The organism is Amycolatopsis sp. NPDC001319 (genome assembly GCF_042896185.1).
Taxonomy (GTDB): domain Bacteria; phylum Actinomycetota; class Actinomycetes; order Mycobacteriales; family Pseudonocardiaceae; genus Amycolatopsis.
The window spans coordinates 288,791-301,562 of the sequence record NZ_JBIAWY010000009.1; the positions used below are offsets into that span (position 1 = coordinate 288,791).

Consider the following 12,772-nt stretch of genomic DNA (forward strand, 5'->3'; position numbering starts at 1 on the left):
CGATGACAAGGTTGTCAACAAGGGGGGCGGACATGGCGCTCAGGCGGCGCGCGGTGCTTCAGGGACTCGGCGCGGGCGGGCTCGCGCTGGTGAGCGCGGGCCTGGTGACCCCGGCGGCGCGGGCCGCCACCCCCGCGCCGGCCCGCGGCGGGGGAGCGCCGGACGACGTCGCCGCGACCTACCTGCGGGTGCTGCTTCGCCACACCCGCTGGGCCGAGCAGCAGTTCGACGCGGCGGCCGGCATCTACCCGGCGAAGGACTTCACGTTCGCCGTGGTGCTGGGCAACGCCGTCCTGCTCACGCGCGACGGGTACGACGCCGCGGTCACCGGCGTCGAACGTGAGGTGCTGCACCGGCACACCGTCGACACGATCCGGCACTTCGCGGCGAGCAACCTCCTCACCGGCGGCACCGAGTGGGGCCGCCGGCTGTTCTTCGACACCACGTTCCAGTCCTACTTCCAGCTGGCCGGCCGCCTGCTGTGGGCCGACCTCGACGCCGCCACCCGCGCGAACCTCGACGAGATCGCGACCGGGCAGGCCGCCTACACCGCGGCGCTCGGCACGGGCGACGACCCGCTGTCCGGCGACTGGACGCCCCACGGCCTCTCGGGCGGGCACGTCGGCGACACCAAGCTGGAGGAGATGGGCGTGTACGCCCAGGCCCTCGCCCCGGGGATGGCCTGGGCCGCGAAGGATCCCCGCGCCGCGCAGTGGCGCGAGTGGTTCGGGCGGTGGAGCCGCAACGAGACCGCGCTGCCCGCCGCGGACCTGGCCAACCCCCGGGTCGTCGACGGCGTGCCGATCTCGGCCAACACGGCGGAGAACCTCTACGACACCTTCCTCGTGGAGAACCACGGCTCCTTCGGCCCGCATTACCAGGAAGAGCTGTGGCGCACCTCCGGCCGCAACTCGATGCACTTCCTGCTGGCCGGGCAGCCGCTGCCGGAGGTGCTCACCGCGCAGCCCAACGGCGAGCTGCTGTGGCACACGATGCTGCTGATGGCCAGCGACGCGGGCGAACCCCTCATGCCGATGGTCGCCGACCGCGAGCACCTCTACGGCCGCGACGTCATCCCGCTCGCGTTCCGCGCGCAGGTGCTCGGCGACCGCTACGCCGCGCGCGCCGAGGCGCAGCTGGCCGCACGGCTGGAGCCGTACCAGGCCTACGCGCCCGCCGATCGCGTCACGAAGTTCTCGGGCGAGCCCAAGTACGAGCCGGAGGCGCGGGCGGAGATCGCGATCAGCTACCTGTTGCACGAATGGCGCGCCGACCACGGTGGCCCGGTGCGTCCGGTGAGCCAGGCGGAGTTCGACGCCCACGCCGTCGGCGTCGCGGACTTCGGCGACGGGCCCGGCCTGCTCGCGCACCGCAGTCCGGCCGCGTGGGCCGCGGCGGTGAGCAAGCCCGGGTTCACGAAGTTCGCGTGGCAGCCGCACCACGACGACTGGCTGTTCGCCGTCAGCGGCGCCACGCCGATGTTGCTTCCGTCCACCGCGCTGGCCGTGCGGGAACGGCACGCCACGACGTGGACGAAGGTCCGCGACGGCTTCGACGCGAGCGCCGCGGTGTGGAAGTTCGACACCGGGTACGCCGGTTTCGCGACGTTGCCGACGGGCGCGGCGGTGTACTCCAGCACCGGTCTGGGCGCGGGCGAGGGCGTGGTGTCGGTGTACAACCTCGCCATGCCCGGCGTGCCGGGGCTGACCGGCGAGCGGACCTACCGCAGCGCCGAAGGCGCGGTGACCGTCCCCGTCGCGCCGGCGCCGCCGTCCGGCGGTGGGCGCACCGACGACGTGACCTTCCCCGCGGTGACGGCCCGGTACGTGCGGATCCTCGGCGTGCAGCCGGATCCGACGTACGGGTATTCGGCGTGGGCCTTCGAAGTCCGCGACGGTGCGGCGGGCCCGGACCTCGCCCGCGCGGCCACGGCTTCGGCTTCCTCGGCGACGCCGGGCAAGGAGGCGAAGTTCGCGAACGACGGTGACGCGGCCACGCGGTGGGCCGTCTCCGTCGCCGACCGCCCGCGCGCCGACAGCTGGCTCGCGCTCGATTTCGGGGCGCCCCAACGGTTCGACCGCGTTCGCGTGGCGTGGGAGGCCGCCGCCGGGCGCCGCTACCGCGTGGAGACCTCGGCCGACGCCACCACGTGGACCGCGGCCGGCACCTACCCGCTGCCCGCCGTCACCACGACCGGCGGCTGGCTCGACGTCGACGGCCGCGCCGGGTTCGTCGTGTCCGGCTCACCGCACCCGGCCACCGTCACCGGCGACCGGATCGTGCTGTCCGACGGTGATTCCGCGCCCGTGCACGTCGAATGCCATCCGGACCCGCGCAATTTGGCCGCCGCCGCGCGCGAACCACGGCCGACGGCCAGTTCCGCGGCACTGCGCGGATCCGTGCTCGACGGGCACCTCGTGCTGTTCAACCTCTCCGCCGCGACGACGTCGGGCACCCTCACTCTGCCCGCCACGGACGGAACCGCCGCGCTCTACCAGGGCTCGCAGGTCGTCACCGCGACCGGCACTTCGTGGTCGGTCTCCGCGTCGCCCGGCGAAGCCCGCATCGAACCGGCGCGCTTCACCGTGCGTGGCGTGGGCCGCACCCTGCCCGCCGGCGTGCGCGCCACCGTCGTCGACGCCGCCACCCTGCGGCTGACCGCCGACCGCACCGTGGCCGTCTCGGTGCAGCCGGCGGGCGAACCCTGGCGGCCGGTGGTCCTCCCCGCCCGGCACGCGGTGACGGTCACCGCCCGCCGGACCCGCCCGTACCCCTTGCCGGACCTGGCTTTGGGCGCAACCACCTTCCCGGCCGAACCCCTTCCCCCGGGCATGAGCACCCCCACCGACGCCGTCGACGACGACCCGCGCACCTCCTGGCGCCCGGGCCCGAACGGCCGCCTCGTCCTCGACCTCGGCGCGCCCTGCCCCCTCACCACCGCGGAGCTCACCTGGACCGGCGGCCGCCTCCCCACGTTCACCGTCGAGACGAGCACCGACGGCCGCACCTACACCGCCGCCCCGACCCCGTCCGCGCGCCGTACGACGACGGTCGCGCTCAGCGGAGCGGCGCGCTACGTCGCCGTTCAGGTCACCGGAAACCCGACGGCGAGCCTGACGAGGATCACCGTGCGGTGACCCGGCCCGGTCAGGACCGGAAGAACTCCAGGAGATCCGCGTTGATCGTCTCGGCGTGGACGGTCGGCATGCCGTGCGGGTAACCCGGATAGATCTTCAGTGTGGAGTTCTGCAGGATCTTCGACGACAGCAAGGCGGCGTCGGCGTAGGGGACGATCTGGTCGTCGTCGCCGTGGCCGACGTAGACGGGGACGGTGATCTTCTTCAGGTCGTCGGTCTGGTCGGTCTGGGAGAACGCGACGATGCCGTCGTAGTGGGCCAGCGCGCTGCCCATCATGCCCTGGCGCCACCAGTTCTGGATGATCGCCTCGTCGGGTTCGACGCCGGGGCGGTTGAAGCCGTAGAAGGGGCCCGAGGCCACCGCGCGGTAGAACACCGAACGGTTCGCGAACAGCTGCGCCTGCAGGTCGTCGAAGACGCTCTTGGGCAGGCCGCCCGGGTTCGACTCGGTCTTCAGCATCAGCGGCGGGATGGCGGACAGGATCGCGGCCTTGGCGACGCGGGACTCGCCGTGGCGGCCCAGGTAGCGCACGACCTCGCCGCCGCCCGTGGAGTGCCCGACGTGGATGGCGTCGTGGAGATCGAGGTGCGCGGTGACGGCCGCGAGATCGTCGGCGTAGTGGTCGAGGTCGTGTCCCTCGGCGACCTGCGCCGAACGACCGTGACCGCGCCGGTCGTGCGCGATGACGCGATAACCCTGCTGCAGGAAGAACAACATCTGGGTGTCCCAGTCGTCCGCCGACAGGGGCCAGCCGTGGCTGAACACGATGGGCTGGCCGGTGCCCCAGTCCTTGTAGAAGATCTCGACACCGTCGTCGGTGGTGATCATCGGCATGGTGTTGTCTCCGTTTCTCGCGACGTTCCCGGATACCTCGTGAATCTGTTGCGTGTGGACACTGAGCGCAGCGCGTCGGATCTGCGCCTCGCAGACTACGCTTGCGCGCCCACGGGTCCAGCTTCCTGGATCACGCGGGTGAGGTGCCCGCCGCGGCCGTCGGCCGGAGATGGCGCTGCGCATGTGCTTTTCAAGGAGGGGGCCGAATCCGCACTGATCTGCGACCCGGTGCGACACGTGGCCGCGGAGCGCCTCAGGACTGGCTGACGAGCCGGTACCCGGCCGCGGAGAACTCGGCCGTCAGCGCGTAGCGGTCGCCGCGGACGAGGGTGTGGCGCCACTCCATCGGGCGCCCCTGCGAGTGGCTCAGGCGGTTGATCGCGAAGGCCGCGACGTCGTGGGCGCAGGCGAGCTGGGCGCGTTCGGCGGCGGTGGGGATCACGGCGTGCACCTCTTCGCGACCGTGGTCGAGGCGGATCCCGGTGCGCCGGGCGAGCTCGCCGTAGAGGCTGGTGTGCGTGAAGTCGGCCTGCAGCAACGGTTTCGCGACGTCGGCGGGGAGCCACACGCGGTCCATCGCCAGCGGCTCGTCGCCAGCCAGGCGGAGGCGCTCCAGGTAGACCAGCGGCGTCGAGGCTTCGAGGTCGAGGCGCTCGGCGACCAGCGCGTCGGCGCGGACGTCGAACGTGCGGACGATGCTGTGCTGCGCCAGGCCTGCGGCCTCGACGGACGTGAACAGGCTGTAGAGCGCGCCCAGCGGCTGGGCGATCTCGGCCGGCGGGGCGACCCGCGGCTGACGGCCGCGCTCGGCGACGACCACGCCGTCGGCACGCAGCTGGCGCAGGGCCTGGCGCACGGTGTGGCGGCTGACACCGTACTCCTCGGCCAGCGCGAGCTCGCCCGGGAACTGTTCGGTGAACTCGCCGGCGTCGAGCCTGGTCAGCAGCTCGCGCTGGAGCTGGCGCCAGAGCGGTTCGGAGCCGGCGCGGCTCAGCGTGCGTGGGGCCATGGCCTCCTCCGGACTGTCTCGCCCGACACTACCGGTAGCCAAATGTGCGGACATAATCTAGTTTGAATGTACGTACATTTGGACGCGGGCAGACTCGGGAGGGGAGTGTCGATGCGGACACACGAACGAGCGGGTGCCCGGTGACCGCCACCCAGGACCGCCCCGTCGAGCGGCACCCGGCGCGTGACCGCGTCGCCGAGGCCGCTCCGGGGCTGCTGGTGGCGCTGGTCGTCGCCGGGGTTGCGACGGGGCTGGGTTCGCTGGTCCCGATCGTCGGCGGGCCGGTGTTCGGCATCCTGCTCGGCGCCTTGGCCGCGGCCCTCGTGCCGGGCCTGCGGGCGCAACGGTGGGCGCCGGGCTACGGCGTGGCCTCGAAGCCGGTGCTCCAGCTGTCGATCGTCGTGCTCGGCACCGGGCTGTCGCTGCAGGAAGTGGTCCGCGTCGGCGTGCAGTCGCTGCCCGTCATGCTCGGCACGCTCACCGTCGCCCTCGGCGGGGCCTGGCTGCTGGGCCGCCGGCTCGGCATCGAGCGCGACACACGCACCCTCATCGGCGTGGGCACGGGCATCTGCGGCGCGTCCGCGATCGCGGCCACCACCGCCGTCATCAAGCCGAAGCAGACGGACGTCGCCTACGCCATCGGCACGATCTTCACCTTCAACATCGCCGCCGTGCTGCTGTTCCCGCCGCTGGGTCACCTGCTCGGCATGAGCTCGCACAGCTTCGGCCTGTGGGCCGGCACGGCCATCAACGACACCTCCTCGGTCGTCGCGGCCTCCTTCGCCTACGGCGGCGACGCCGGGTCGTACGGCATCGTCGTGAAGCTGACCCGGACGCTCACGCTCATCCCCATCGTGATCGTGCTCGCGTTCCTCACCGCCCGCCGCGAAGCGCGCCAGAACCCCGGCGACGCCGGCTTCAGCATCCGCGCCATGCCGTGGCGGCGCATCGTCCCGCTGTTCCTGGTGGGCTTCGTCGCCGCCGCCGCCCTCGACAGCCTCGGTGTCGTGCCCGCGTCCTGGCACCCCGCACTGTCCACACTGGGCACGTTCCTCATCACCACCGCGCTGGCGGGCATCGGCCTTTCCCTGCGCCTGGCGGACATGCGCCGCGCCGGCCCCCGCCCGCTCCTGCTCGGCGGCGTGCTGTGGATCGCCGTCGCCGCCACGAGCCTGGGCCTGCAAGCGGTGACCGGCTCGCTCTGACAGTCATTCTTCCTGAAAGGTCCCCGCGGCCGGCCGGCTTCGTGCCGTTGCCGGCCGCCGTGGATTAGCGGCAGGCAAACCGCGGGTTAGACCGTTGCCAGACAACGACTTTTCTCCACAGTGATTACTCCGTGTTCCCTGACCGGCAACCTTCGTCACCCTGGCGTGGCAACCTTCGTCACTAGCGTGATGTAACGGTTGTTAGCTACCGCCTCCACGTAAGGGGACTGGCATGGGAACACGCATCCGGCGCCGAGCCGTCGTCGCAGCGGCGGTGGCCGCGGTGGCGGCGGTGTCATCGGCCTGCGGGAGCTCGCCGAGCGGTTCGGCGGGCGGGGCGGCGTCGGCGCCGCCGCTGGTCGTCTACTCCGCCCAGGGGTACACGCAGGGCGTGCTCGACGCCTTCAGCAAGGCGACGGGCGTGCAGGTCAAGCTGGTGTCCGACAGCACGGGGCCGTTGCTGGCCAAGGTCGCCGCCGAGAGGTCCAACCCGCAGTGGGGGGTGCTGTGGGCCGACGGTGACGCGCATTTCGCCGGTCTCGACACCCAGGGCATGCTGCTCAAGGGCGTCACGGTGACCGCGCCGTGGACCGCGCCCGCGCCGATCGGTGATCCCGAAGGACGCCAGTTACGTGCCCACTGGCCTGACGTTGGCCGGTGCGCTGGTGTACGACCCTTCGCGCACGCCGGCGCCGCCGAAGACGTGGCAGGAGCTGACGTCCGCGCAGTGGCGCGGCAAGGTCGGCATGCCGAACCCGGCCATCTCGGGCCCGACCTATCCGTTCGTCGCGGGCACCATGAGCCAGCTCGGCGGTGAGGACCAGGGCAAGGCGTTCTTCTCGCAGCTCAAGACCAACGGCCTGCAGGTGTTCGACGACAACCCCGCGGCGTCGCACGCGCTGGCGACCGGGTCGATCCAGCTCGACCTCGCGCAGAGCTCGTCGGCGTACTCGTCGGTGAAAAAGAACCCGGCGCTGAAGATCGCGTACCTGAACAAAGTGAGCCTGCTGCCGAGCAACCTGGCGATCGCGGCGAAGGCGCCGGCCGCGGTGCAGGACGAGGCGAAGAAGTTCCTCCAGTTCGTCGTCAGCCCGGCCGGGCAGCGGGCCATGCTCGCCGGCGACGCCACCGGCGACTCGTTGTACTGGCCGCCGATCACCGGGGTCGACCCGCTGCCGGCGCTGCCCGCGTTGGACACGATCTCCTACCAGACGGTGGATCCCTACGCGTGGGGCCCGAAGGAGAGCGAGATCGACAGCTGGTTCACGCAGAACATCGTGCACTGACGGAATCCGTGATGAACCTCGACACGACCGTGGCCCCGCGCCGCCGCGAAACGGCCGCGCCGCCGGACGTCCGGCCGCACCTCGGCAGCCCCGGGGTCTGCGCACTGCACCGAGCTCGGCGAGCGCTGCCGCGGCTGGCCGGGCTCGGCGGATCCGTCGCCGTCTTCGCCGTCCTGCTCGTGCCCGTGCTCGGGTTCCTGCTCGTCGCGCTCACGCCCCGCCTGTTCGGCCAGGGCGACGCCTGGTTCACCCTGGCCCCGTTCGCGACGGCGTTGCGCGGCAACAACCTGCAGGCCCTGCTGAACACCGCCGTCACCGGCGTCGCGTCGGCTCTGGTCGCGACGGCGTTCGGGACGGTGCTGGCGCTGCTGTTCGGCCGCGCCAAGGTCTTCGCCGCGCCGGTGTGCGGCTGGGTATCTGGGCGCTGCTGCTGGCTCCGTCCTATTTGGAGGCACTCGGCTGGACGCGACTGGTCGAAAAGGATGGTGTGCTGGCAGGGCTGTTCGGCAGCGACGTTCCGTGGCTTCGCGACCTCGTGATGGGACCGGCCGGTGTCATCTGGGTGCTGGGCAGCCGGGGCGTGCCGTTCGCGTTCCTCGCCGTGTCGGGTGTCGTGCGGGGCCTCGGCCGCGATTTCGAAGACGCCGCCCGCGTGCACGGCGCCGGTCCGTGGTCGCGGGCGAAGATCATGATCGGGCTGCTCGCGCCCGGGCTGTGGTCGGCGCTGGCGATCGTGTTCGCCGAGGCGATCAGCGACTACGGCGTGGCCTCGACGCTGGCCGCCGGCGCGCATTTCCCGATCGCGACGTTCGCGCTCGCGGACGCGGTCACCACGTTCCCGTCGGACTACCCGACGGCCGCGGCGATCGGCTGGCTGCTGATGGTGCTGGTCGCGCTGGCCATGCTCGCGCAGCGTGCGGCAACGCGCGGCAAGTCCTACGCCGTGCTGTCGGGCCGGACCCGTCCGGTGCGAGTCGTCGCGCTGCACGGCTGGCGCAAGCCCGCCGCGTTCGCGGGACTGGCCGCGTTCTTCCTGCTGGCGCTGGGCGTTCCGCTGCTGGGCACGGTCTTCGCCTCGCTGCTGGGCAACTTCGGCACCCTGACCGCGCACAGCCTCACCTTCGACGCGTACCGGCAGGTGTTCGAACGCGCGGATCTGCTGGCGCCGGTACTGCTGTCGGTGCGGCTCGCCGTGATCACCGCGACGCTCGCGCTGGCCGGTGGGATGCTGATCGCCCGGCTGCTCTCCCGCCGCGGCTCCGCTGCGCGGGGGAGGACGGCCGCGTCGCTGGACCTGCTGCTGCTCGCGGCGCTCGGGCTGCCCGCGATCGTGCTCGGCGCGGGTTACATCTTCACCTACAACCTGCCGCTGGTGACCTCGCTGGGCATTCAGCTCTACGGCACCCTCACGCTGCTGGTGATCGGGCTGCTCGCCGGCGCGCTGCCCGCCACCTCGCGCCTGCTGACGGGATCGTTCGCGCAGCTGCAGGACTCGCTGCTGGTCGCCGCCCGGGTGCACGGCGCGGGTCCGGCGCGGGCGTGGCAGTCCACGGTGCTGCCGCTGTTGTCCGGCAGCCTGCTGTGGGCGTGGCTGCTGGCCTTCGCCGACCGGCTGCTGGAGCTGCCGCTCGCGGCGATGCTCTACCCGCCGGGGCAGCAACCGCTGTCGGTGGCGGTGACCACCTTGGTCAACGGCTACGACTTCGCCGGCGGCACGGCGACGCTCGTGGTGGCCTGTCTGGGAATCCTCCTGGTGATCGGGGTGGCGCTGGGCCTGTTCCGGCTGCTGACGCCGGCCGGGTGGCGACGTTGGGAGCACCGGTGAACACCACGACGGCCACCAGGCTCGAGCTCCGGGACCTGGTCAAGCGCTACGGCACCCAGACCGCGCTCGACGAGGTGTCCCTCGTCGCCGAAGCCGGGCAGTTCGTGGTCCTGCTCGGCCCGTCGGGCTCCGGCAAATCCACGTTGCTGCGTTCGGTGGCGGGCATCGAGCGCGTCCACGGCGGCCGGATCCTGCTCGGCGACCGCCTGGTCGCCGGCGACACGCTGCACGTGCCGCCGGAACGGCGCGAGCTGGCGATGGTGTTCCAGGACTACGCGCTGTGGCCGCACCTGACCGTCGCGGACAACGTCGCGTACCCGTTGCGGCGCAAGAAGATCGCTCGGCCCGAGGCGGAGAAGCGGGCCACGGCCATGCTGGAGCGCGTCGGCCTGGGCGACTACGCGACGCGGTTTCCCAGCGAACTGTCCGGCGGCGAGCAGCAGCGCGTCGCGCTGGGCCGGGCGCTGGTCGGCCGCCCGTCGTTGCTGCTGTTCGACGAGCCACTGTCCAATCTGGACGCCGACCTGCGGGAGCGAGTGCGGGTCGAGATCGCCACCCTGGCCAGGGAAAGCGGCGCGACCGTCGTGTACATCACGCACGACCAGTCCGAGGCGTTCGCGCTCGCCGACCAGATCGGTGTCCTCGACCACGGCCGGCTCGTGCAGTACGCCCGCCCGGAGACGGTGTACCTGCGCCCGGCGAACCGCTTCGTCGCCCGGTTCACCGGGCTCGCCGCCGATCTGGCGGCCACGGTCGCCCGGGTGGACGGTGAGTACGTCGTGCTCGACACGGGTGAGCGCCGCCTGCGCGCCCGCGCCGTCGGCGACCTGCGCCCCGGCGACGGCACGCGACTGCTGATCCGGCCGGCGGCGACGCGCATCGTCGCCCACCGGGAGGTGGGGGAGGACGGCTCCCTCGACGGCTCGGTGGTCGACGTGGCCTACCGGGGCCGCGGTTACGACCACGTCGTCGCGACCGCGGGCGGCGAGCTCACCGCCGTGTTCGACGAACGTCCGTGGCCGCGCGGCTCCGAAGTCCGCGTCGTCCTCACTTCGGACGGGTGCATCGCAGATGTTATGGAACAGGTCTAACGGCTGTTAGAATCAGCAGCTGGAGTAGCGGGCGTGAGCCCGGGTAAGGAGGTGGCGATGAGCGGCGGTGCGCTGTTCGTCGCGGTTTTTCTCGCCTGTTCGGTGGAGGCGGTCGAAGCCCTGACCATCGTGCTGTCGGCCGGCACGGCCCGCGACTGGCGTTCGGCCGGGCAGGGGGTGGTGGCGGCGCTGGTCGTGCTCGCGGTGATCGTCGCGGCACTCGGGCCGGCGCTGACCTACGTGCCGCTCACCGGCCTGCGGCTGGTCGTCGGCGGCCTGCTCCTCGTGTTCGGCCTGCAGTGGCTGCGCAAGGCCGTGTTGCGCGCCGGCGGGCTGAAAGCCCTGCACGACGAGGACGAGATCTACGGCCGGGAGCTGGCCGCGGCGAAGGCCGTCGGCGGTGAACGCCGGCCCGGGGTCCGCGACTGGTACGCGTTCACGCTGTCGTTCAAGGGCACGTTCCTGGAAGGGCTCGAGGTCGCGTTCATCGCGATCACCTTCGGCAGCAACCAGGGCAACGTGCTGCTCGCGGCGATCGCCGCCGCGGCCGCCGTGGTGGTCGTGGTGGTCACGGGGTTCGCGGTCCGCGCGCCGCTGGCGAAGGTGCCGGAGAACTCGATGAAGTTCGTGGTCGGCGTGATGCTCACGGCGTTCGGCGTCTACTGGGGCAGCGAGGGCGCGGGCGCGTCCTGGCCGGGTTCCGACGCGGCGCTGCTCGTGCTGGTGCCGGCGATCGCGGTGTTCGCACTCGGCCTCGTGGCCGTCCTGCGGCGCCGGACCGCCGTCGCGGCGGGACTGGAGGGGGCTCGATGAGGTGGCTCAAGAGGTTCGGCGCGTTCTGGTACGACTTCATCGTCGGTGACGACTGGCGGGCGGCGCTCGCCGTGGTCGTGGCGCTGGTCGTGACCTACTTCGCGGCCGCGGCGGGGATCCCGGCGTGGTGGATCCTGCCGGTGGCGGTGGTGCTCGTCCTGCCGGTCAGCGTCTGGCGGGTCGTCCGCGCGAAGCGGCGAGCGAGCTGAAGGACGGGAGCCGCCGGCCCGGTCAGCGGCTCTCGGCTTCTTCGTCGTAGACGCGGCTGGCGTACTTCTCCAGCGCGTCCACGCACGTTTGCAGCGCTTCTTCGGCCGCGGCCCGGCCGGGGGCGCCGAACACGTCGCGCACGGCGATCTTGGCGAACCAGTTGCGCAGCTTGGTGAGGTCTTCCTCGTTCTCCTCCAGCTCCGCGTAGGTGAAGTGGTTCGCCGTGTACTCCTTGTCCAGCTGCTGGTGGAAGTCCTGGCACTTGTCGACGATCTCTTCGTACTCGTCGTCGCGCGCGGCCTGGAACGCGGCGAGCACCTCCTGCTCGCCGGCCAGCACGTCACACGAGAGCAGCACCGCGGTGCCGGTCATGTCGAGGATCTCGTGGCGCAGCTTGCGCAGGGCCCGGCCGTTTTCGGGGCTGTCGGGCAACGCCGCGGCCGAGTTCTGCAGGTAGATCGCCCCGAGTCCCTTGAGCCGGCGCCACACGGCCGCCCGCAGCCGGGTCGGCTCCGAGGGCACCCGGTAGATCAGGACGAGCCAGCCCGGTTTCTCGTGAGCGGCGGTGGGGTCGAGGTTGTCCGACACGACCTCAGCCTAGTCGGGCGCGGACGTCGGCTCCGCGCCGGAACGGCCGCCGGGCAGCAGGGTCCGGCGGGCGACGAGAGCGCCGCACAGCCACGCGGTTCCGAAGGCGATGCTGCCGATCACGTCGGTGGGCCAGTGGACGCCGAGGTACACCCGCGTCCACGCGATCGCCACCACGTAGGTGCCCGCGATGACCCACAACGCGGCGCGCAGGACCGGCCGGTCGCGCAGCCGTTGCGCCGCGAGCCACGCGAGCACGCCCGCGGCCAGGATCGCGTCCGAGGTGTGGCCCGAGGGGAACGACTGGCCCGCCGCGGCGACCGCCCAGTCGGTCTCGGGCGGGCGCGGCCGCGCGATCAGCGCGGAGAGCCCGAACCGGCACAACACGCCCAACCCGACGACCCCGGTGACCAGGGCGGCGCGCGTCAGCCGCGGACCGAGTGAGCCTCGCGTCAGCGCGAGCGCGGCGACGAACACCGCCGGCACGGCGAACGCCGAGGACGCGGTGCTCGTCAGGGCCGCGGCGAACGAGACCACCGCGGCGGAGCGGTGCGCGACGACCCACGAGTGCACGCCGAGGTCGAATCCCTTCGTCCACGGCAGGATTCCCAACGCCGAGACCGTCAGCAGCAGGAAAACCAGCGTCGCGACCTCGGCGACGGCCGGGGCCAGCACCCGGCCGCCGGCCTCCGGTTCCGCGGTCGGCTGCACGGCTCGACTCTAGGTCCCCGACGACCAACGGGAGGTTCGCGCGAGGTCAACGGCTTCGCAAG

Annotated in this window: 12 protein-coding genes; 8 read left to right on the plus strand and 4 right to left on the minus strand. The window is 72.3% G+C overall.

Annotation, left to right across the window (positions count from 1 at the left end):
- Positions 1–32: 32 nt before the first annotated feature.
- Complete coding sequence (locus tag ACFY1H_RS32460; protein ID WP_386952769.1) at positions 33–3,137, plus strand: discoidin domain-containing protein; 3,105 nt, start codon at positions 33–35, stop codon at positions 3,135–3,137.
- Positions 3,138–3,147: 10 nt separating this feature from the next.
- On the opposite strand, the gene ACFY1H_RS32465 is transcribed toward ACFY1H_RS32460, so the two are convergent.
- Both ACFY1H_RS32465 and ACFY1H_RS32470 read right to left on the minus strand, forming a co-directional pair.
- Entirely contained in the window at positions 3,148–3,972 is an 825-nt protein-coding gene (locus ACFY1H_RS32465) for an alpha/beta hydrolase (protein WP_366582743.1), read from the minus strand.
- A gap of 253 nt (positions 3,973–4,225) precedes the next feature.
- Positions 4,226–4,981: a GntR family transcriptional regulator gene (locus ACFY1H_RS32470; protein ID WP_366582744.1), complete on the minus strand. Its 756-nt coding sequence runs from the start codon at positions 4,979–4,981 to the stop codon at positions 4,226–4,228.
- 140 nt (positions 4,982–5,121) lie between these two features.
- Here ACFY1H_RS32470 and ACFY1H_RS32475 point away from each other — a divergent pair, with 140 nt between their 5' ends.
- The 7 genes from ACFY1H_RS32475 to ACFY1H_RS32505 all read left to right on the plus strand — a co-directional run bounded on the left by ACFY1H_RS32475 (position 5,122) and on the right by ACFY1H_RS32505 (position 11,410).
- Entirely contained in the window at positions 5,122–6,186 is a 1,065-nt protein-coding gene (locus tag ACFY1H_RS32475) for a putative sulfate exporter family transporter (protein WP_366582745.1), read from the plus strand.
- 665 nt (positions 6,187–6,851) lie between these two features.
- Positions 6,852–7,472, plus strand: a complete 621-nt coding sequence (locus ACFY1H_RS32480; protein WP_386952774.1) for an ABC transporter substrate-binding protein — start codon at positions 6,852–6,854, stop codon at positions 7,470–7,472.
- 11 nt (positions 7,473–7,483) lie between these two features.
- A complete protein-coding gene (locus tag ACFY1H_RS32485; RefSeq protein ID WP_386952777.1) occupies positions 7,484–8,011 on the plus strand; it encodes a hypothetical protein in 528 nt (175 codons plus the stop codon).
- Positions 7,960–9,297 carry an ABC transporter permease gene (locus ACFY1H_RS32490; RefSeq protein ID WP_386952780.1) on the plus strand — a complete coding sequence of 446 codons (1,338 nt, stop codon included), beginning with the start codon at positions 7,960–7,962 and terminating at the stop codon, positions 9,295–9,297. The genes ACFY1H_RS32485 and ACFY1H_RS32490 overlap by 52 nt, the downstream gene beginning before the upstream one ends.
- Complete coding sequence (locus tag ACFY1H_RS32495; RefSeq protein ID WP_386952783.1) at positions 9,294–10,388, plus strand: ABC transporter ATP-binding protein; 1,095 nt, start codon at positions 9,294–9,296, stop codon at positions 10,386–10,388. The genes ACFY1H_RS32490 and ACFY1H_RS32495 overlap by 4 nt, the downstream gene beginning before the upstream one ends.
- Before the next feature lie 57 nt (positions 10,389–10,445).
- Positions 10,446–11,201, plus strand: coding sequence for a COG4280 domain-containing protein (locus ACFY1H_RS32500; protein WP_386952785.1), 756 nt, complete (start codon positions 10,446–10,448; stop codon positions 11,199–11,201).
- Positions 11,198–11,410 (plus strand): hypothetical protein, encoded by a 213-nt coding sequence (locus ACFY1H_RS32505; protein WP_386952788.1) that lies wholly within the window; start codon positions 11,198–11,200, stop codon positions 11,408–11,410. Before ACFY1H_RS32500 ends, ACFY1H_RS32505 begins: the two co-directional genes overlap by 4 nt.
- 22 nt (positions 11,411–11,432) lie before the next feature.
- On the opposite strand, the gene ACFY1H_RS32510 is transcribed toward ACFY1H_RS32505, so the two are convergent.
- Positions 11,433–11,999 carry a Chromate resistance protein ChrB gene (locus tag ACFY1H_RS32510; protein ID WP_366582753.1) on the minus strand — a complete coding sequence of 189 codons (567 nt, stop codon included), beginning with the start codon at positions 11,997–11,999 and terminating at the stop codon, positions 11,433–11,435.
- Between the two features lie 9 nt (positions 12,000–12,008).
- The gene (locus ACFY1H_RS32515) at positions 12,009–12,710 is read right to left on the minus strand and encodes a phosphatase PAP2 family protein (RefSeq protein ID WP_386952791.1); all 702 of its coding nucleotides are present in this window, start codon (positions 12,708–12,710) and stop codon (positions 12,009–12,011) included.
- Positions 12,711–12,772 lie beyond the last annotated feature (62 nt).

What these genes read in the sequence shown, in the direction of transcription:
- ACFY1H_RS32460 (WP_386952769.1), top strand. Translation starts at nt 33, where the DNA reads ATGGCGCTCAGGCGGCGCGCGGTGCTTCAGGGACTCGGCGCGGGCGGG.
- ACFY1H_RS32465 (WP_366582743.1), bottom strand. Translation starts at nt 3,972, where the DNA reads ATGCCGATGATCACCACCGACGACGGTGTCGAGATCTTCTACAAGGAC.
- ACFY1H_RS32470 (WP_366582744.1), bottom strand. Translation starts at nt 4,981, where the DNA reads ATGGCCCCACGCACGCTGAGCCGCGCCGGCTCCGAACCGCTCTGGCGC.
- ACFY1H_RS32485 (WP_386952777.1), top strand. Translation starts at nt 7,484, where the DNA reads ATGAACCTCGACACGACCGTGGCCCCGCGCCGCCGCGAAACGGCCGCG.
- ACFY1H_RS32500 (WP_386952785.1), top strand. Translation starts at nt 10,446, where the DNA reads ATGAGCGGCGGTGCGCTGTTCGTCGCGGTTTTTCTCGCCTGTTCGGTG.
- ACFY1H_RS32505 (WP_386952788.1), top strand. Translation starts at nt 11,198, where the DNA reads ATGAGGTGGCTCAAGAGGTTCGGCGCGTTCTGGTACGACTTCATCGTC.